The organism is Candidatus Zixiibacteriota bacterium, assembly GCA_040753875.1.
Lineage (GTDB): Bacteria > Zixibacteria > MSB-5A5 > GN15 > FEB-12 > DATKJY01.
Genome location: JBFMDV010000024.1, coordinates 91677 through 111711 on the forward strand (window position 1 = coordinate 91677; position 20035 = coordinate 111711).

Below are 20035 nucleotides of genomic sequence, written 5' to 3' on the forward strand. Positions count from 1 at the left end.
AGGAGACAAACATATATGATGCTCGTAATAATGAAACGGACGGCAACTACAAAGGAGACTGCGGCAGTTATCAAGTACATCGAAGGGTTGGGCCTTCGGCCCCATGTCTCGCATGGCGCCGACAAGACAATAATTGGCGCAAACGGCATCGATCAGCTGCCCGACACACAACTGCTCGCCTCACTGCCAAGTGTCGAGTCGGTGGTGCCGGTTCAGAAACCGTACAAACTGGCATCGCGGGAGTTCCAACCGGATAGCTCAGTCGTGCCGGTCAACGGCGTCAGGATCGGAAACGGCGGGGTAGTTGTAATGGCGGGTCCTTGCGCGGTGGAGAGTTTCGATCAGACGCTGGTGGCCGCCAGGGGTGCCAAGGCCGCGGGTGCCTCGGTGATTCGAGGAGGAGCATTCAAACCGAGAACCTCTCCCTATTCGTTTCAGGGGCTTGGTGAGGAGGGCCTGAAAATACTTGCCAGAGTGCGCGAGGAAGTTGGCCTGCCGATCGTCTCCGAGTGTCTTTCCGAGGATGATGTTGAATTGGTGTCGTCATACGTCGACATCATTCAGATCGGTGCCCGCAACATGCAGAACTTCGCCATGCTTGAACGGGTGGGGAAGCAGTCCCGCCCGGTGCTGCTCAAACGCGGCATGATGTCGACTATCGAAGAACTACTGATGTCGGCGGAGTACATCCTGGCAAACGGGAACAAAAATGTCATCCTCTGTGAGCGGGGTATCAGGACATTCGACAAATTCTCGCGGAACACCTGTGATATCGCTGCCGTCCCGGCCCTCAAGCGGCTTTCGCACCTCCCGGTGATCGTTGACCCCTCGCATGCCACCGGGGATCGCTATCTGATCTCACCGGTTGCCCTCGCGGCGGTTGCTGCTGGTGCCGACGGGTTACTCATCGAGGTCCATCCGGACCCGGACAAAGCTCTTTGCGATGGCGCGCAGTCACTGGATTTGGTGGAGTTTGCCGGTCTGATGAACAGCGTACGGGCCATCGCGAAAGCGATCAACGAAACTTCAGGGAAGTGAGCTCAGATATTGATGAATCGACTTGGCGGCTTGACGGCCCGCGCCCATAGCGAGGATGACGGTTGCCGCACCCGTTACGACATCGCCGCCCGCCCATACGCGATCGCGCGATGATTTGCCGGTTGCCTCATCAACTTCGATGTTTCCTTTTTTCCCGATAGTCAAACCGGGCGTAGTAGCGCCTATCAGAGGATTCGGGCTGTTGCCGATAGCGCACACAACTGCGTCCACTTCAAAGGTTGCGATGGCCCCCTCGATTGGCACTGGCTTTCGTCGACCGGAGGCGTCCGGCTCCCCCAATTCCATTTTCTGGCATTCGATAGCTTTCACCCAGCCATTCTCGTCGCCAATGTAGCGAATGGGTAGTGTGAGATACTCGAAAATCACGCCTTCTTCCTCGGCGTTCTCGATCTCCTCAAGCCGCGCCGGCAGTTCCTGCCTGGACCTTCGGTAGACAATCCGGCTCTCCGCTCCGAGTCGCAGAGCACTTCGCGCACAATCCATAGCGACATTCCCACCGCCAATCACGACAACCCGTTTGTGGAATTTTACCGGCGTGTGATACTTGGGGAATAGAAAACCCTTCATAAGATTCAACCGAGTGAGATATTCGTTGGCCGAATAAACGCCATTGAGATTCTCTCCGGGTATTTCCATGAACCACGGCAGCCCGGCGCCGGAGCCGACAAATATGGCATCGTATTCTTCGAGCAGATCGTCAATTGATCTGGTCTTGCCGACGACGAAATCGGTGACCAACTCGACCCCCAGGCTCTGCAAAAACTCCACTTCACGGGTGACAATGGCTTTGGGCAGGCGGAATTCTGGTATACCATAGATCAGCACGCCCCCCATCTTGTGGAGCGCCTCAAAAATCGTGACCTGGTGACCAGATTTGATTAAGTCACCTGCCACTGTCAGGCTTGCCGGGCCGCCGCCGACAACTGCCACTCGTTTGCCGGTCGAAGGCGGCATTGCCGGGATTCCCAACACCCCCTGCGCAGCTTCCCAATCCGCCAGGAATCGCTCCAATCTGCCGATGGCAATCTGCCCGCCTTTCTTGACCAACACACAAGCTTTCTCACACTGCTCTTCCTGCGGGCAGACCCGGCCGCAGATAGCCGGTAAGCAATTCTTGTTCTTGAGTATGCTGACGCCACCGGTGAAGTCCTGTTGGGCAATGCATTTGATAAAACCTGGAATATCAATTTCTACTGGGCATTCGAACACACAGGTCGGTTTCTTGCATTGGATGCACCGCCGTGCTTCCTCGACCGCTGTCTCGATCGGGTACCCAAGGGCTACTTCGCTGAAATTATGCTGCCGCACTTCCGGCGGCTGCTTGGGCATCTCTCGGCGATGCAAATCGAGCTTTTTGGGTTGTGGGTCAGCCATCGACCGTCTCCTTCACGATGTGGGCATGCTGATCACAGCCGCTCGTTTGCAGCGGCACTACCTCCTCAGGCAGGTAGGTCTTGCGTCGTTGCAACAGCTCTTCCCAATCAACCTCGTGACCATCGAAATCCGGGCCGTGCACGCATGCAAACCTCGTGGCGCCCCCAACACGTACTCGGCACACTCCGCACATGCCGGTGCCGTCGATCATGATAGGATTCAGACTGACCATTGTCTTGATGCCCAACGGACGGCTGGCCTGAGAAGATCGCATCATCATGAACGTACAGCCGTTGGCATAGATGCGGTCGATTGGCTCGTCGAACCCCTTGATTATTTCCGGCAACCTGCCGACATGACCGCGAAATCCGCGAGTCCCGTCGCGGGTAATATGCACAACCTTGTCCGAAACGGCTTTCAGCCGCTCTTCCCAGTAGAGAAGATATGCACTTCTCGCCTCAAGAATAGTAATGACCCTGTTGCCCTTTTCTTTCAAGGCCCTGGCGATAGGAAACATACTGCCGATGCCGTAACATCCGGCCAGGCACAGGACTGTCCCGTAGTTTTCGATCTCGGTGGCGTTACCGAGCGGCCCAACGACAGTCGGAATTGTGGCCCGTTCACGAAGCGCCGCCAGCCTTCCGGTGGTGCTGCCGATGTTCATGACGAGCAGTGTGATGGTCCCCATTTGTCTGTCCCAATCGGATATTGACAGTGGAACTCTCTCGCCTTCCTCTTCGGCGCGTATGATCACGAATTGACCCGGGTTCGCTTGGCGCGCTACTGCTGGCGCCTCTATGGTGAGGAGATGAATGTTCGGCACGATCATCCGGCTGGACAGGATCCTAAACATCTCGCCTCCGAATCGTCACGCGCTGCGGGTTGGAATTCACCGACTCAAAATCAACCAGTGATATTTTTAGCGACCTTTCCGGCTGGTTGGGCGTGATTCTCACCGGCCATTCCCGCGTCAAGGCAGTCGACTCAACGACAACATAGTCATTGTTGGATATGCCAGCTCGCTGAGCGTCGGCCGGATTGATCTCAAGGACTCCTTGTGCTAAGAGCATCTTTGAACCTTCCACCCAATCAGACAGCGGAAACCCGCGATGGCTGTGCTCCGCGGCAGTTGCTGTCAGAACGAACTGATATTTCCCATCTCTATCAGTGCTCTTCGCAGGCGCATGCTCTGCCACCGCCATCTCACCGATATCCGCCAATGAGCGGGGGATGCGGGAGAGTGCATCAAATTTCCCCATGTCGTCGATGAGACCTGATATCTCGTCGTAGATATCCGCGCTGCACTCAAACTCAAATCCCGCTTTACCCATTCTTCGGGCAATACGACAGAGTATGTCCCAATCAGCGAGGGCGATACCGGGCGAGATGGCCGCCTTGCGCACTCGCTGTACTCGACCCTCACCGTTTATAAAGGTACCATCGATTTCAGTTGATGCGGCGGCAGGCATCAGGAGATCGACCCTACAGGCCGGGTCTGGTGGGTAAATGTTCTGGCAGATAATAAACTCAGAATCGCGATGCCGACGGGAGGGAATTTCTCCCATCAAGTACAGCACTTTGTAGGCATTGCCCTGCGACCACGACCCTGAATGAGGATGAAGTGACAAGCCAACGCCCCACTTCTTTTCAAGGGCCAACACTCTCTGTGGGTCGCCGCTCGACTGACCTCCTGGCAATAGCTCCGAGTACGACCCCATCAACAATGATCCGACCAGATTATTGTGCGAGGGAAGAGGCAGCACTCCGGCTTTGAGGTGCAGCGCAAGCTGCTCGACTGCCTGTAAAAGCTGTGCATTGTAGTCGCACTGCATGAACTCGGTCCCGATCAAAATCAAGGGCGAGGTCGCCTCAGACAGCAGCTTCGAGGTCTGCGCAAGCTTCTCTCGTACCGAATCGCTGACCCGAGTGACACCGGTTGGCTTGATGCGTGATGTCCTCGCCGAGTTCCCCTGCATCATCGTTAGCAGGGAACTCACGTACGCGACTTCTTCGTATGGCAGCGGTTGCAGCCAGATATCCGCCAATAGCGTCAGGTTGTGCGGGTTGGGATGAACAGTGATGATTTTAGCACCACGCTTAACTGCTTTTCGAAGAGCCACGCCGATTACCGATCGCGCGAATCTGGTGTTGAGCCCAACGCAGAGGATGACATCCGCGTCCTCCAGTCTGGCAACCGAGACCGACTGCTTTAATAAGTTGAGATAGTTATTGAAGGCCTGTCCGTAGAAAGCTCTCGCAGACGTGTCTACGTTGTTGGACCCCATGACGACCCGCGTGAATTTCTGTGCGACGTACAGGTCCTCATTGCAGCAATTTGGCGAAGCGAGTAAACCGAACTGCTCCGGCGAACAAGCAGAAAGTCGTTCAGCCGCCAGGCCAATGGCCTTCTCCCACGATATCTCCGCGTTTGAGCCGTTGTACCTCATCTGCGGGACCCTCAACCGCATGGGGCCGTTTACCAATTCGGTGTTGCAGAATCTCCCCTTCACACAGAGCTGACCGTGATTGATCAGTGCATCGTCGGCGGGCAAACTTCCGATCACACGGTCATTTTTGACAAGCAGGCGCATCTGGCATCCCACGCCGCAGAACGAACAGGTGGTGGTTACTTCACGATCGGGTTTCCCCTCCCACGCTCTGGTCTTCTCGCGGAGAGTTCCTGTGGGACAAACGGCCACACAGGCGCCACAGAATTCACAACCGGCGTCGAGATGGCTCCGTCCGAAAGCCGGGCCGATGATCGTCGCGCGACCGCGTTGCTTGAAGGCCAGTACATTAGCCGTGCGTACCTCCTGGCACATGCGAATGCACCTGCCGCAAAGGATGCAGAGATTGTAATCGCGGTCGTAGAAAGGATCCTCGTTTTCAACCCGCAGATTCCGGTAGTGAATCGGGTAAATGATCTCTTTGACCCCCAGTCGCTCGGCCACTTCCTGGAGTTCACATTGCCCATCCTTTGGACAATAGCGGCACCCGGTAGTAACTCCGGCCTTTCGAATCGTGACGGAATAGCGCTTGCAGTCTTCCTTTTCATCGCACACAAGGCAGCTCGCCGTATGCTCGCTCATGAACAGCTGCAGGATTTCCATTCGCATGGCCTGAACCTGCGCGGTGTTCGTCCGGATAATCATGCCATTCTCGATGGGAGTCGTGCAGGCGGTGGGAAGGTTCCGCATCCCCTCGACTTCGACTATGCACATCCGGCAGCCGCCATGCGGCGACAGATCATCGTGCGCACAGAGCGTCGGAATATAGATTCCCTGTTTCTTGGCAACCTGCAGAATGGTCTCCCCGCGTACGGCGCCGTACTGCGTGTTATCGATCGTGATTGTCACTGTCGGCGTCTGGGCGCTCATGACGCCCTCCTCTCAGAGCGCATGACGATGGCGTTAGCCGCCAGCGGATCGAAACGACATACCTCGAAGCAGGCCTTGCACTTGATACAGCGGGACAGATCGATCGTGTGCGGCTCAGTCTTGGCGCCACTAATGGCCTCAGTCGGACACACGCGAATGCACTGCTGGCAGCCGTTGCATTTCCCGGGCTCGATGAAATACTCCACAAGCTCTTTGCAGATTGTCGCCGCACAGTATTTTTCATTGACGTGCTGAAGATATTCGCCCCGGAAATACCTGAGCGTGGTCAGCACCGGATTCGGAGCCGTCTGTCCAAGGCCACACAGCGAGACACGTTGGACCGCCTCGGCCAGCGTCTGAAGTCTGGCAATATCGGCGGAATCGGCCTGTCCCTTCACGATATTCTCCAGAATCTTCACCATCTGCCACGTGCCGACCCGACAAGGAGAACATTTGCCGCAGGATTCCTTTTGAGTGAAGTTCAGGAAATACAGCGCCAAGTCAACCGCACAGGTGTCCTCGTCCATAACAATCATCCCCCCGGATCCCATAATCGACCCGGCAGCAGTCATCGACTCGTACGCTACTTGAATGTCGAGAAACTCCTCGGAAAGACACCCCCCCGAGGGTCCGCCGGTCTGCACGGCCTTGAACTTACGCCAGGTCCCACCACCGATATCGAAGATTATTTCACGGAGCTTGATCCCCAGCGGGACTTCTATCAACCCACCGCGGCGGACCTTTCCAACTAACGAGAAAGTCTTGGTGCCGTAGTTCCCCTGAATCCCGAACTGACGATACCATGACGCGCCGTGCCGCATGATATTCGGGAGCGTGCCAAGTGTCTCGACATTGTTAATAATCGTCGGCTTGCCAAACAGCCCTGCGATGGCAGGAAATGGCGGACGCGCTTTGGGCATTCCGCGACGGCCCTCAATAGAGCCGATCAACGCTGTTTCTTCGCCGCAGACAAATGCACCGGCACCCTCCTTGATCGTAACGTCGAATGAGAAACCGGAATCAAGTATGTGTTGACCCAACAGCCCATACTGCCGCATCTGCTTCACTGCCGACTTCAAACGCGCGATAGCCAACAGGTAGTCTGAGTTTATATAGATGTATCCGTGATCTGCTCCTATCGCATACGCTGCGATCAACAACCCTTCAAGAACGCAGTGAGGGTCGCTCTCAATGAGAGCACGATTCATAAATGCGCCCGGGTCTCCTTCAGAAGAATTGCAGATCATATACTTGGTCGTACCTGGAGCGCCTCGGCAGATCTCCCATTTCTTGAAAGTAGGAAAACCAGCACCTCCCCGTCCCCGTAGCCCAGCCTCTTTAACGACCGCGATAACCTCTTCAGGTGTCATGCCCAACGCTTTCGTTAACCCACGGTAACCGTCGTTGGCGAGATAATGGTCGATGTCGTCAGGATCGATAAAACCGCAGTTTCGTAGCACCACCCGCACTTGTGGCTTAAGCATTGGGATATCGAAAAAGCGAGGAATGCTGTCGGGCGCGTTGCCGTTGGTACTAAAATGTCCCACGGCAAGATCGGATGCCGGGTTCCCTTCGATCAGATATCGTTCGATGATAGTCCGTGCCGATCTCGAGTTGACAGGGCCGTAGCTGATACGCGGGCGACCCGGAACAACAATATCCATCAACGGTTCGAGGTAGCAGGGGCCAATACACCCCACTTGAACAAGTCGCGCCTTTATCCCTGTCTCCTTGAGAGTCTGCCGCACTGACTTCACTACATCCAACGCTCCGGCCGCTATCCCGCACGTAGCGGTGCCGACATAGATGACTGGAATCTTACTCTCTTGAATCAGATTCCACTTTCGCCGAGCCTGGACGACTCTCTTCTCGAAATCACTCACGTTTCTTCAGAATCTCCTTGATTTGGGTCACCAGGACCCGAGCATGAATTCGGTCGTCGATTTGCACCACCGGTGCGAGAGTGCAACAACCAAGACACGTAGCACGCTGGAAATCGAAGCGTTTGTCCGCCGATGCCTGCCCGATGGAGATGCCAAGCTCCCAGGCTACCGCGTCGCTTAAGAAATGTCCGCCCTTGACATGACAGGCTGTCCCCATGCAGACCTTGATTTTTTGAGCGCCAGGCTCGGAAAAGCGAAACTTGGGATAGAATGAGGCCACGCCATAGATTTGATTCTCCGATAGCTTCAAGAATAGCGAGATGCACCTGACCGCCTCTTCGGAAATGTATCCAAGCCCCTCCTGAACTCTCAGTAGAATCGGTATCAAGTCGCTTTCAACACCCTTGAAATCTCCCAATATGTCGGTCCAGTCATTTACTTTTTGGGCCCCAGGTTGGTTAACGGCCATCGTGCTTTTCACGTATCACTCCTCCCCACTCTCGCGTACGGGATGCAATCGGAAAAACCAACGCGACCGGTGACAAAATCCTCCGAAAAAGCCATACACGTGGGAGCTCCGCAGCACCCACAGTCAATCTGCGGGAGCTTCTGGTAAACCCGCTCCCGCTCTCTCATGCGCTTTATCGAAGTCTCAAGATCGGTGTCGAAGTAGCACGTGGGACGCGGCAGGACCGGATGCTCCAGGAAGTAGTAACCCTGTGCGAGCTTACGACGGATATCATCCTCATCCAGAACTATCGGCGTTTCGTACTTATCCCGCTGCTTAATGTTGTTAGCCCGCGCCACATAGGGATTCTCCACGTTAAGGGGTCCACTGATGCAACCCAACATGTGTGCCAGCACCTCGACAAAAGCAATATTGCGCAATCTGGAGTTCTCGATGTCATCGAGTATCTGCATGACATGATCCAGACCCGAAACAGCCAGCCAGTTCTCCATCCTGACGGATTGCGTCAGGCTCCCTGTTGTTACCCAGCCGCCGGTGAAACAAAAGTCGTCGGGGACTTTGTACCTCTCCGGTTCCTCCTTGATTGCGATGATATGCGGAAGCAAAACCGAATACGCTTCGCGCACGGAAATGACGCCGTCGAACCATGATTTGGCTTTCTCCGCCGGCTGCCTGATGGACACAATTTTGGCGGGACAGGTTGCCATGTAGAATATGCCGATCTCCTCAGGCTTGAGGCCTAATTTGCCGGGCAGCGTCTTTCTGATTTCACGCGCGGTAACTTCTCTTGGCACGTCGAGGGGGACAATCAACTCTACAAGATCGGGATACTTGACCTGTATCAATCTGACAATACAGGGACAGTACGATGAGATGAGGGGCAGCCGACCGCGGTATCCCCTAAGGTATTCCATCAGTGCCTTGCCCAAAGCGGTGGACGAAGTGTTGACTTCGACTACCTCGTCAAATCCAAGTTGCTTCAACGCGACATGGACATAGTATGGGTGAACACTGGTTTCAAACTGGGAATAGAGCACGGGAGACGGTACGATGACTTTGTACCTGAAACGGGCGCTCGCAGTCAAGCCATCGATTTCAAGGGTAATCGCTCCCGAGGGGCATACGGAAATACAATTACCGCAGTCAACGCACAATTCCTCGGATATGACGGCTTTCCCACCCCGCACCCGAATGGCCTGGGTTGGACAATGGCGCATGCACGCCATGTGTCCTCGGCATTTGTCCGTATCCACGCGAAGGGCGTGGAAATACTGAGCTTGTTCCATCTGCCTCTCCCGATGGGAGGGTTATTGAATCATGAACCTCATTTTCAAAGTCGTACCCACTCCGACCGTACTCGTCACGTCGAGGTTGTCGGAATTCCTCTTGATATTGGGCAAACCCATGCCGGAACCGAACCCCATCGCCCGCATCTCTTCCGTCGCCGTCGTATACCCCTCCTGCATAGCCAACTCGATGTCCGCTATCCCCTTGCCTTCATCCGCGATTATGACCTCAATGCATTTGGAGGTAACCGAAAGATTGAGTTTGGCTCTTTTTGCATGCATGATGACATTCATCTCCCCTTCATAGGTGGAGATCGCTACGCGGCGAACAAGCAGTGGCGGCAGGCCGATTTTTTTCAAAATGGCCTTTACTTCGGTAGAAGCTAAACCCGCTTTGGTGAAATCCGCGCCATCGATAAAAAACTCCCGCTGCAATGAAACGACCTCGATGTGCTGCCCGACAGTGTCGAGTTTTCCTTCCGCTCGCTCCCCCTTGATTGATGACTCTATCCTGATACAGGCGTCGTAGGTATCAAAGTCCGTGGTCATCAGAACAAGATGACTTTCCCTGGCCAACTGTCCGGCGCCGTCTTTCGGCTTCTTGCCGCGAACGAATACGACTCCCTTGAACTCAGCCATGTGCGCCGAGATGATTGCCTGATGCGTGGCCAGGCCGGTGAGCAGGACCGAATTGGGCTTGCCGAACGCCAGGACATCGCTCATGAGATCAGAAGCGTAGACGTGTTCAATCTGTGTAGTAAGGCGATCGTCCCCCTCGATGACGGCCGCCCCAAGCGCATCTCTTATCGCGTCAATCCTTACCGCATTCGCCATACTGATACCGTGTTGAAGCGTAGTAAGGCAATCGGCTCACCGACCGCTGGCTCCGTGCGGAAGTCAGCCAAGGTCATTTGGTCACCAATCCAAGCGAATACAGCTTTCCAATCAACTCAAACGTGGCAAGCGGTGTCGATAGAACCGCGATATTATGCTTGCTGGCCAACTCTATAGTTTCCTGGGGAACGTTTTTCCCGCTGGTTATCACAATCGCTGACACATCGACAAGATTGGCGGCCGGCACGATGTTCTTATGGGTCTGCACCGTAATCCAGAGATTGCCGGACTGCGCCCCCGCCATCACATCGCTCAGCATATCGGACACGAACACACCGCTTACCTCACGATGCTCGAATGTGCTCAACGCTTTCAGGCCGACATTCTCGATCAGATCTTTGGTAGTCATTAACGGTCTCCTGTATTCATTTCACCCAAGCGACAAATGTCCATCAGAAAAGCTGCTTTCGCTCCTGAGGAGGCTCCAGTGATAGCATGCCGACATCGTGTATCAACTCACCTTTGCACAGCGAAAGGTCCTTGATCAGATTACACGACAGTATCTTCACCTTGGATCTCGTGGTGTCTCGCCGCTGATTGAAATAATCTGTCAGCATATCCAGCCGGGATTGGGCAATTGGTTTGGTCTTTGTCTCCGGAAGAAAGCCGAAGGCCACCAGGATCCAGGTCTTCTCCGCCTCGTATTTTTTCCTCAGAATCTCCACCTCACAATCGTTCGGACATCCCGGACAGTACAGCAACCCGAGAAGATCCTCGAACCCCTCGCGCTGGGCGCAGCGAGCACACTGAAGATCGAACCGGAACGTCTGCGCGTTCTCCACGATACTCCAGGTACAGGCTCCTTCGCGGTACTCATCCCACGTATCCCACGGAGAGAAGTAGGTCCTTACATTCTGGCAGTGAGAACACCGCTCAAACACGGTAAACCCATACTGAATATTGGCCATTTTCCAGAGATGATGACAGGCAGGCATCTACAGCTTCCTTCCCGGTGGTGCACTAAATCATGATGTAGATAATCGGCTTTCCTGACTATGTATAAGAATACTGGACTAAAATGTCAATGACAATTAACTGGTTTTTGCTGAAAATTGGCAAAAGCACAGCCCGATGGCGCGTCAGGCGAGAACCCCTGGTGTGTGCCGTCGGGCGTAGGCAAAGGTACACAGAGGGCGGCCCGAGAGGTCGTGGATATTTACGGCCTAGATCGCGGTCTCCGAAACCAGAAGAGGCAGGCATGTCGTGATGTCAACTCCGAACCGGACAGGGCGTTGTGGACGCTGCCCAACTGCGGGACAAGTCGGGTCCGGATGATTGGCGTGTATTCAGGATTTGGCTGGGAGACAGGGACTCGAACCCCGATCCCACGGTCCAGAGCCGTGTGCCCTACCATTGGACGATCTCCCAGTTCTCAGATGTCAATCGGCAGTTTCAGGTCGTCCCTGAAGCTGTCGCGGCTCGACCGACCAACTGGCCGAACGACGAAGTAGCCAAATATATACGCGCGGCTCGACCTGTCAAGCAACACTTTTTCGCGTTCAGCGATGTCGTAACTGCTGGATTACCAGCGCCTTGCCGGCGACCCCAATCGATGCTCGTGCGGCGATTATAGAGTTGCGTAGTCCACGAGATTCCCCCAGGCGGATGGTCAGCCGAGACGCATCATAGGCTGTACCGACACTGGTAAGCACGATCGATTCGGAAATCGGGATGACCGAGATCATGTCCCCCCTGCCTCCTCGGATACCCAGGGTCTGGTTGGCCACGAACTGTACGACATAGTCGTTCCCCAGGATCCGGACCGTCGGTCGATAACGAGCAGCGGGACGAACGGCTCCAGCTAGCAACATCAGGTTACCGACAAACTGATCCGGCTCACCGAACGAGGGTTGAATGAGATCGATACGCTGAGCACGCCGTTCAAGACAGTAGTCGAGCGCCAGTTCAACATCAGTCTTGTCCTTGACGGTCGGAAAGCGTAAAACTTGGGTGCGACCAGCGAGCTTCCTGGGAATTCGCTTCAGGGAGTCAAAATCCCCTATAAGCAGGTCCGGGGCAATTCCGGTCTTACGAAAAAAAGAGTAACCGCCATCGACTGCGATTAGAAACCGTCCATGACAGAGGGCGCGGAACCTGGGCAAATGCTTTTGGCCGTATCGGCCGTGAAGGAAAAGGACAGCATCTCTCACGGAAAACTCTAACTTCGCACGGCGACTGCCGCGGCGCCGAGGAGTGCGGTTTTCTCTTCGATAATAACGCCCACCGGCATGCGGGCCAGGAGCGCCTCCATCTTGCCGCGCTTGACGAACCGCTCCATAAAACGCCCTTTGTCCAATGCCGTAATGATCTGCGGTGCGATCAACCCGCCAATGTAGATGCCGCCCAGCGTCATCCCCTTAAGCGCCAGATTGGCCGCCTCGGATGCATAGCAGTCGATAAAGAGATCAAGGGCGCGACCCGCATGCTCATCGCGGCCGGAAAGCGCCTGCTCGATGATCGCGCCGGCTTTATCATCCGCTTTTTCAAACCAGCCAGCCGGCGTCAATCCCCGCGAGTCGAGGCCAAAATTGTATATCCGTTCTAAACCCCCAAGACTGATGACATCTTCAACTTCCACCTGTCCGCGCTCGGAATAAATGTACTCCCAGAGTTCCACTTCGAGTTGGCTGCCGGGGGCGAAATCGGCGTGTCCTCCCTCGGATGCGTACGGTGTGAAGCTGTCCTGGTCGCGGTATATGAGCGCCTCACCAAGACCGCTACCGGCAGCAATAAGCCCAAGATTGCCGTGGTCAGGGCGAAGCCCCTCGTTGATGACAAAGAACCGGTCCGGCTTGAGTTCCATCAGCCCGTATGCCGTGGCGACAATGTCGTTAAGCAGCTTGACCCGGCCGATGGAGAATCGTGACTCGACGGCGCTGGCGCGAATATGCCAGGGCAGATTGGTAGTGGTAACCTCATTGTTTATCACCGGACCGGCCACACCAAAACACGCAAACGAAATATCCTCTTTGTTCTTCTTGAGATAGAGATTGAGGATCGACTCCAGGTTGGAGAAGTTCTTGCTGATGAAACTGGCCTGGCCGGTCAACACGACCGAGCCATCCCGCTCCTTCACTCTCGCCAGGTCGACTCTTGTACCGCTTATGTATCCTGCAATCATGACACTTCCTTGACTGAGACGATCCGACGATCCAACTGCGATGCGGCCTCAGCGTCAAGCAACCAGACTGTTCGTTCGGCCTTCACTTTCGCCGCAGGAGGTATATATGCGTTTGCTTCGCCGCACAACACCTTTTTCAACATGTGCGCTTTCTTTGCACCGGCGACAAGAAACAGCACTTGCCGGCTGGCGTTTATCAGGCTGAGATTAAAGGAGATGCGGTAACTTCCTGCGGCGGTCACAAAGGGCGCCACCACCAGATCGGCAGCCGGAACGGAATGATACGAATCGGGAAACAGCGACGCCGTGTGGCCGTCTTCCCCCATGCCGAGCATTACCAGGTCAAAACAAGGAATCCCATTGGCCGCAGCTTTCACCACCCCGCGAATCTCACGCTCGTAGCGGGCCGCCTCTGCCGCCGGGTCGGTTGCTTCTCCCTGAATTCGATGAACGATCTCGGGGCGGATCGACAGCGGTCCCAGCAGGTATTTCCGGGCAACCCCGTAATTACTCTGATCGTGGTCGGGCGGGACAGCCCGCTCATCGGAAAAGAACAACTCCACTTTCTCATTGAAAAGCGCCGAGGCCTCTTGGCGTTTCGCCATTGTGTGATAGATCGCCTTGGGGGTGTCCCCGCCTGACAGTGCGATAGCAAAGCGCGGAGGTACGACGTGAACATTCAGGGCATCAAGGAGCAAGGATGCAGCGCCTTCAGCCAGGGCCTCGGCCGAACGGTATACAAGTACTTCTCTCACCGTAGGTATCGAGACGGACAAACGATCATTCCAGGACCACTGCCGTGCCGCTGGCGCTTACCATCAACATACTGCCGTTCGAGCCGACCGTTTCATAGTCCAGGTCGACGGCAATGACGGCATTCGCGCCCAACTGGGCCGCGCGCGCCTGCATCTCTTCGAGGGCGATCGTTTTGGCCTTGCTCAACTCCTGCTCATACGCCTGGGAACGGCCCCCCACGATGTCTCGGATACCGGCAAAAATGTCCTTCAGGATATTGGCCCCCATGATCGCCTCCCCTGACACGAGACCAAGGTAACGAACCACTCTTCTTCCTTCGATTACGTTGGTGGTAGTGACAAGCATTGCCATATCTGATTCCTCCTGGTTTCTATTCTATTTGATATTGCATCATGACTCGACAGGTTGCCGTATACTCATCGAACTCAGCCGTGTCGGTCAGCGAGCTGATGACATATTGGCTTACGGGAAACTCGGCCAGCCGCCGTGTCAGAGCCAGATGTTCATATACCGCTTCATATTCGACATCGGAACTATCGGACCGGCCACTTCGCAACAGCGAGGCCTGGCTGCCGTTGTCAAACAAGATCTCAATAAGATCCTCACTCAGCAGGCCGGCCTCGCGCCAGACCAGGCGAATGACGTCGTCCCCCAGATGTACATCAACCCCACGGTCGTTCCATGTAATCTCGCCTCGCTCGCTCAGTCGGTACAACACCCAGGCAAAAAGCAGGTCCGTACAACTGCCATTCCCCTCGTGTCTCTTGAATGAGAACTGGACCGGGAGCAACGCGGGGGACTTGGCGCGGACGGCCGCAAAAAGCTCCCCAAGCAGTTGACGCGCCGGAAACGTGCGATACCACCGGAACGGCATGGCAGTGTTTCTATCAAGCGTGGCCGGCACGACTTCCGCGTTGATGAACGAGAAGTCAGTCAGTCTGGCCAGGGTGGCATCGAGCTCCGGTGTCGTCTGGAACGGACGATAATCGACAACGACCACCGGTACCGACTCCACTACCAGTGACCGGACCGCTCCTGGCAAATAGCACACACTCTTTTGATCGGAACGTATCTGAATTATCTCCCAGCAGCGCGTCTGGTGAGTCTCCGGGTCACGGGTACAACTAGTGGCTACGTACGCCGTGTATTCACTAACAGAGTCATCGACAGTGACCAGGAGGATACGCGACGGATGCAGACGGGCGATCTGCGATGCCAACTCTTCTGCTTCGCTACGGCCCTCGGTGTCGGTGACAATGATGCACGTGGCCAGACAGACCTTGATCGGCAACTCACCAGACACCGGTTCGGAACCGATCTGGCGCCAGATCTCGTGAAGACGTCGCTCGATGGCCTCTGCATTCACCGGCAGGCTGTCGGCCTGGTCGGAATACGGTGTGATCGGCGCCAGGCTCATAACCGCAACCAGTCACGCGCGTCACGCTTGAGGAGGTCGTCGGCCGCCTCCGGTCCCCACCCCCCTGCGGAATAAGAGTGGAGTTTGGTACTCTGCCAGTTCGCGACGATGCGGTCCACAAGACTCCAGGACAGCTCCACCTCATCCTCACGCGCAAAGAGGGTCGAGTCGCCGGTGAGCGCGTCGAGTATCAGTCGCTCATATGCTTCAGTGGAAGATGCCCCAAACGAACTGGCATACATAAAATCCATGTGCACCGGCGCGACTTTAACAGTCGGCCCCGGCGCCTTGGCGCCAAAGGACAGTGAAATGCCCTCTTGGGGCTGGAGGCGAAGTCGCAGCAAGTTGGTGTGACGAGAGCCGCGGCCGGCCTCGTCGAAGATCATGTGCGGCGGCTCTTTGAAGACTATCGCCACATCGGTAACTCGCTTGGGCAGTCGTTTGCCGGTCCGGATGTAAAACGGCACGCCGGACCAGCGCCAGTTGTCTATCGTCAGCTTCAACGCCACATATGTCTCGGTCGACGAATTGGGAGCGATCCCCGCCTCCTGAAGATATCCCGGCACCGGTTCACCGCCAAGCGAGCCGGGTGAATACTGGCCGCGCACAACCTGAAACGGTACCTGTTCTGGTGACGGCAAATGCAGCGACTTCAGCACCTTCACCTTTTCATCGCGGATGGCGGTGGCATCGAACGTGGCGGGTGGCTCCATGGCGATAAGCGTGAACACCTGCAGAATATGAGACTGGATCATGTCCCGTATGATACCCGCTTGCTCGAAATAACCCGCCCGTGAGCCGACCCCAAGCGATTCCGCCACGGTTATCTGCACGTGGTCGATATAACGGCGATTCCAGAGCGGTTCGAAAATCGAATTTCCCAGCCGAAACACCAGGATATTCTGGACAGTCTCTTTACCCAGGTAATGATCTATTCGATATACCTGCCGCTCGCGAAACGCAGCGTGAATCGTACCGTTGAGCTCCCATGCTGTCGCGGTGTCTCGCCCGAATGGTTTCTCTACAACTATTCGTGTCCAGCCGTCCACATCAAATACCGGACTGACCAGTCCGCCCCGATGGAGATTCCTAATGATGTCAGGAAACGCATCAGGCGGGGTGGCCAGATAGAAGAGCGCGTTTGAAGGCATCTGATAGGATAGACACAGTGCCTTGAGACGATCTTTCAAATGATAGTAGCCGGCCTCGTTCTCGAACGATCCCGATACATAATGCAGATGAGCCAGAAACTGCTGCAATTGTTCTTCGGATTCCGGCTGGCGCCGGGAATACTGGCGAACGCTTGCGCCCATTTCGGCACGGAACTGCTCGTCTGATTTTTCGCGTCGGGCAAAGCCGACTATCGAAAACTGGTCCGCGGCGTATCCATCCAGGAACAGATTGAAAAGGGCCGGGATCAATTTGCGCTGCGTCAGATCGCCGGAAGCGCCGAAGATAACCAGGTGGAACGGCCCCGCCTGGCGCATTCGCATGAACTGACTGGAGAATGGGTTGCCGAATGTCTCCTTGACGGCGGACATTATTTCTCCTTGACGGCATGCCCACCAAACTGATTGCGGAGCGCGGCGAGCACTTTGGCCCCGAAGGAATCATCCTGTCGAGAGCGGAATCGCGCCATCAACGCATACGCGAGCGTGACAGCCGGTACGTCACGGTCGATCGCCTCCTGAACGGTCCATCTCCCCTCGCCCGAATCGGCGACATACCCGCGCAGCCTTTCAAGCTGCGGGTCATCTTCGAACGCTCGTTGCGCCAACTCCAGAAGCCACGACCGCACCACCGACCCATGATTCCACAGTTTTGCCACTGCCGCCAGATCGACATTGTACTCGGATGCTTTCAGGATCTCAAATCCCTCGGCGTACGCCTGCATCATTCCGTATTCGATTCCGTTGTGGATCATCTTGACATAGTGTCCCGCCCCCGACTCCCCGGCGCGGAGATAACCATCGGTCGGCGCGAGCGTTCTGAATATCGGCTCTACATGCGCACAAGCCGCGGCATCGCCGCCCACCATCAGGCAGTACCCAACCTTCAGCCCCCAGATGCCACCCGACGTCCCGGCATCCAGCATCGTGATACCCTTCTGTGCCAGCGTCGACGACCGACGCTTGGTGTCGTGAAAGTTGCTGTTGCCGCCGTCGATGAGAATATCTCCCGGTGACAACAATGGAACTAGGTCGAAGATCACGGTTTCGGTGGCATCGCCCGATGGCACCATTACCCAGACCACGCGTTTCGGGGCCAGCTTGGAAACCATGTCCGCAAGCGACGATGCTCCGATAGCGCCAACTTTGACCGCTTCGTCAACCGGCGGGCGGCTCCTGTTGAACGCAACAACCTGGTGTCCGCCCTGTTGGAGGCGGGTCACCATATTGAGACCCATCTTGCCGAGACCTACGAATCCTACTGTCATCGCGACACACCACTTTCGATCAGAAGTGAACGAACTTTCGAGGCCACCGAGGCAGCATCGATTCCCAGCAGCTTGTACAACTCATCAGGCTTGCCGGACGACGCGTACTTCGTCACCCCCATTCTAATGAGTCGCGTGCTGATCCCCATCTCAAAAAGGGAAGCCGCTATCGCATTCCCGAGACCGGTCTTGACGTTGTGGTCTTCCAGTACGATAACGTTCGGGTAGCGCGCGATCGCTATAAGGTCGTCATGATGCAGGTCGGACCAGTCAGACAGACTGATTAGTGTGATCCGGATCCCTTCGGTTTCAAGGGATGTCCACGCCTGGAGCGCTGTCGGCAATATGTTCCCTGCCGATACGAGCGCCACTTGCTCGCCGAGTCGCAATCGCTCCGTGCGGCCGTATCGGTATTCATACGTGTCACCGAAGTATGCCCGTCCGGACTCATCGGTGATGATCGGCGCGACCGAGCGCCCCATAATCACGGCATAGTTACCAGGGACCGACAGGACATACCGCACCACCCGGTCGGTCTGGTTCGGATCGGCCGGCGTAATGACCTTCCATCCGAACGTAGAATTGAGCAACGCGAAATAATCGATACACTGGTGGGTCTTACCGTCTTCACCCACCATGACACCGGAGTGCGTGCAGAACAGCTTGAGATTTGAGTGGTTGATATCGTTGAGACGCGCCTGGTTGTAGGTTTCATCGATACCGAACACGCCAAAGTCCGCCCAGACCGCGACCACCTGCTCGCTCGAAAATGCCCCGGCCATCGCCGCGGTGCTGTGTTCTGTGATACCGCATTGATGAAATACGGCGGGAAATCGCTTGGCGAAACCATCGAGCTTTACTGATTTGGCCAGGTCGCAATCGAACACCCCCATGACAAATCCCTGCCCAGCCATGTTGGCTTCGGCCACCGATACCAGTGCTTTTCCGAACGCGCTCCGGTTATCCAGCTTATCATCGGATGAGTAGGTAATTGGCTTTCCCGACTCGACCTTTGGATACGCAGGCCGTTTGACCTGAAACGGTGAGGGCGGCCCCTGCTTGCGACGAGCTATCAGCTCGTCGAGATCATCGGAGGTTCCGCCAAGTTCTACAAAGGCTTTCCTCGCCAGGTCCACCGAGAGCGCCGCGCCGTGATAATTTTCGTCGTTCTCCATGAACGAAACCCCCTTCCCCATCACGGAATGCGCCAGGATCATGACCGGTACACCACCGGCATGGGTGGCGTTGAACAGCGCTGTGTAGACCTGATCGAGATCGTGAGCGTCAACTTCAACCACGGTCCAGCCGTCCGATTCCCAATTCGCGCGGATGGCCTGAGGCATAATGTCTGTGACCTTACCGGAAATCTGCAGTCTATTGAAATCGACCAGCGCCGTGAGTCGCGAGAGTTTGTATTTCAGCGCGAATCGACGCGCCTCAGCGATCTGCCCTTTTTGCTGCTCGCCGTCCCCCATCATCACATAAGTGTGAAAATTCTTGCCTGACAGGCGAGCGTAGAGAGCCTTGCCGCATCCAACCGAAAGCCCCTGGCCCAGATTGCCGGTATCCCATTCGATACCCGGAACTGAGCGTTCGACATGTCCCTCAAATGGCGAACCGGCCTGTCGAAAACCGTGCAGGGCTGGGTATATGTCGAAAAATCCGGCCGACGCAAGTGCACAATACGCACCCGGCGACGTGTGACCGTGTGAGATAATCACGCGGTCGCGATCATCGCGATACGGATCCTTAGGATCGACCTTTGCAAAGTGATACAGCAGAAGGTACATCTCCAACGACGACATGGAGCCGCCCGGATGCCCGGAGGCGGCCACCGTGGTCATCTTGATGATCTCGCCGCGTGCCTGACGCGCCTTTTCGGTGAGAGTGCGGCGCCAGTCAGGCGACAGTGACTTCTCGGTGAATCCGCGCCATGAATCAAACATGGTTCTGTACTTGTCC

At 55.8% G+C, this 20035-nt stretch carries 18 protein-coding genes and 1 tRNA gene; 1 reads left to right on the plus strand and 18 read right to left on the minus strand.

The window, feature by feature from the left end:
• Positions 1-15 precede the first annotated feature (15 nt).
• The gene (gene aroF / locus AB1644_08795; GenBank protein ID MEW6051140.1) at positions 16-1038 is read left to right on the plus strand and encodes a 3-deoxy-7-phosphoheptulonate synthase; all 1023 of its coding nucleotides are present in this window, start codon (positions 16-18) and stop codon (positions 1036-1038) included.
• On the opposite strand, the gene gltA is transcribed toward aroF, so the two are convergent.
• The 18 genes from gltA to AB1644_08885 form a co-directional block, all read right to left on the minus strand.
• A complete protein-coding gene (gene gltA / locus AB1644_08800; protein ID MEW6051141.1) occupies positions 1027-2433 on the minus strand; it encodes an NADPH-dependent glutamate synthase in 1407 nt (468 codons plus the stop codon). The two genes, aroF and gltA, sit on opposite strands and share 12 nt — an antisense overlap.
• Entirely contained in the window at positions 2426-3286 is an 861-nt protein-coding gene (locus AB1644_08805; protein ID MEW6051142.1) for a sulfide/dihydroorotate dehydrogenase-like FAD/NAD-binding protein, read from the minus strand. Before AB1644_08805 ends, gltA begins: the two co-directional genes overlap by 8 nt.
• Complete coding sequence (locus tag AB1644_08810; protein MEW6051143.1) at positions 3279-5810, minus strand: molybdopterin-dependent oxidoreductase; 2532 nt, start codon at positions 5808-5810, stop codon at positions 3279-3281. The genes AB1644_08805 and AB1644_08810 overlap by 8 nt, the downstream gene beginning before the upstream one ends.
• Positions 5807-7693, minus strand: coding sequence for an NADH-ubiquinone oxidoreductase-F iron-sulfur binding region domain-containing protein (locus AB1644_08815; protein ID MEW6051144.1), 1887 nt, complete (start codon positions 7691-7693; stop codon positions 5807-5809). The genes AB1644_08810 and AB1644_08815 overlap by 4 nt, the downstream gene beginning before the upstream one ends.
• Positions 7686-8174 (minus strand): NAD(P)H-dependent oxidoreductase subunit E, encoded by a 489-nt coding sequence (locus AB1644_08820; GenBank protein MEW6051145.1) that lies wholly within the window; start codon positions 8172-8174, stop codon positions 7686-7688. The genes AB1644_08815 and AB1644_08820 overlap by 8 nt, the downstream gene beginning before the upstream one ends.
• A complete protein-coding gene (locus tag AB1644_08825) occupies positions 8171-9448 on the minus strand; it encodes a [Fe-Fe] hydrogenase large subunit C-terminal domain-containing protein (protein MEW6051146.1) in 1278 nt (425 codons plus the stop codon). Before AB1644_08825 ends, AB1644_08820 begins: the two co-directional genes overlap by 4 nt.
• A 21-nt stretch (positions 9449-9469) precedes the next feature.
• Complete coding sequence (locus AB1644_08830) at positions 9470-10282, minus strand: ATP-binding protein (GenBank protein ID MEW6051147.1); 813 nt, start codon at positions 10280-10282, stop codon at positions 9470-9472.
• Between the two features lie 73 nt (positions 10283-10355).
• Positions 10356-10691 (minus strand): DRTGG domain-containing protein, encoded by a 336-nt coding sequence (locus tag AB1644_08835; protein MEW6051148.1) that lies wholly within the window; start codon positions 10689-10691, stop codon positions 10356-10358.
• 43 nt (positions 10692-10734) lie between these two features.
• Positions 10735-11277: a hypothetical protein gene (locus AB1644_08840; protein MEW6051149.1), complete on the minus strand. Its 543-nt coding sequence runs from the start codon at positions 11275-11277 to the stop codon at positions 10735-10737.
• Between the two features lie 359 nt (positions 11278-11636).
• Positions 11637-11710, minus strand: a tRNA-Gln gene (locus tag AB1644_08845).
• 131 nt (positions 11711-11841) lie between these two features.
• On the minus strand, positions 11842-12492 hold the full coding sequence (locus AB1644_08850; protein ID MEW6051150.1) for a thiamine diphosphokinase: 651 nt from the start codon (positions 12490-12492) through the stop codon (positions 11842-11844).
• 8 nt (positions 12493-12500) lie between these two features.
• On the minus strand, positions 12501-13463 hold the full coding sequence (locus tag AB1644_08855) for a glucokinase (protein MEW6051151.1): 963 nt from the start codon (positions 13461-13463) through the stop codon (positions 12501-12503).
• Positions 13460-14218 carry a 6-phosphogluconolactonase gene (gene pgl / locus AB1644_08860; protein MEW6051152.1) on the minus strand — a complete coding sequence of 253 codons (759 nt, stop codon included), beginning with the start codon at positions 14216-14218 and terminating at the stop codon, positions 13460-13462. Before pgl ends, AB1644_08855 begins: the two co-directional genes overlap by 4 nt.
• A 25-nt stretch (positions 14219-14243) precedes the next feature.
• Positions 14244-14564 carry a heavy metal-binding domain-containing protein gene (locus AB1644_08865; protein ID MEW6051153.1) on the minus strand — a complete coding sequence of 107 codons (321 nt, stop codon included), beginning with the start codon at positions 14562-14564 and terminating at the stop codon, positions 14244-14246.
• 25 nt (positions 14565-14589) lie between these two features.
• Positions 14590-15636 (minus strand): glucose-6-phosphate dehydrogenase assembly protein OpcA, encoded by a 1047-nt coding sequence (locus AB1644_08870; GenBank protein ID MEW6051154.1) that lies wholly within the window; start codon positions 15634-15636, stop codon positions 14590-14592.
• Positions 15633-17177 (minus strand): glucose-6-phosphate dehydrogenase, encoded by a 1545-nt coding sequence (gene zwf, locus AB1644_08875; GenBank protein ID MEW6051155.1) that lies wholly within the window; start codon positions 17175-17177, stop codon positions 15633-15635. The genes AB1644_08870 and zwf overlap by 4 nt, the downstream gene beginning before the upstream one ends.
• Positions 17177-18073, minus strand: coding sequence for a phosphogluconate dehydrogenase (NAD(+)-dependent, decarboxylating) (gene gnd / locus AB1644_08880; protein MEW6051156.1), 897 nt, complete (start codon positions 18071-18073; stop codon positions 17177-17179). Before gnd ends, zwf begins: the two co-directional genes overlap by 1 nt.
• Positions 18070-20019, minus strand: coding sequence for a transketolase (locus AB1644_08885; GenBank protein ID MEW6051157.1), 1950 nt, complete (start codon positions 20017-20019; stop codon positions 18070-18072). Before AB1644_08885 ends, gnd begins: the two co-directional genes overlap by 4 nt.
• Positions 20020-20035: the final 16 nt, after the last annotated feature.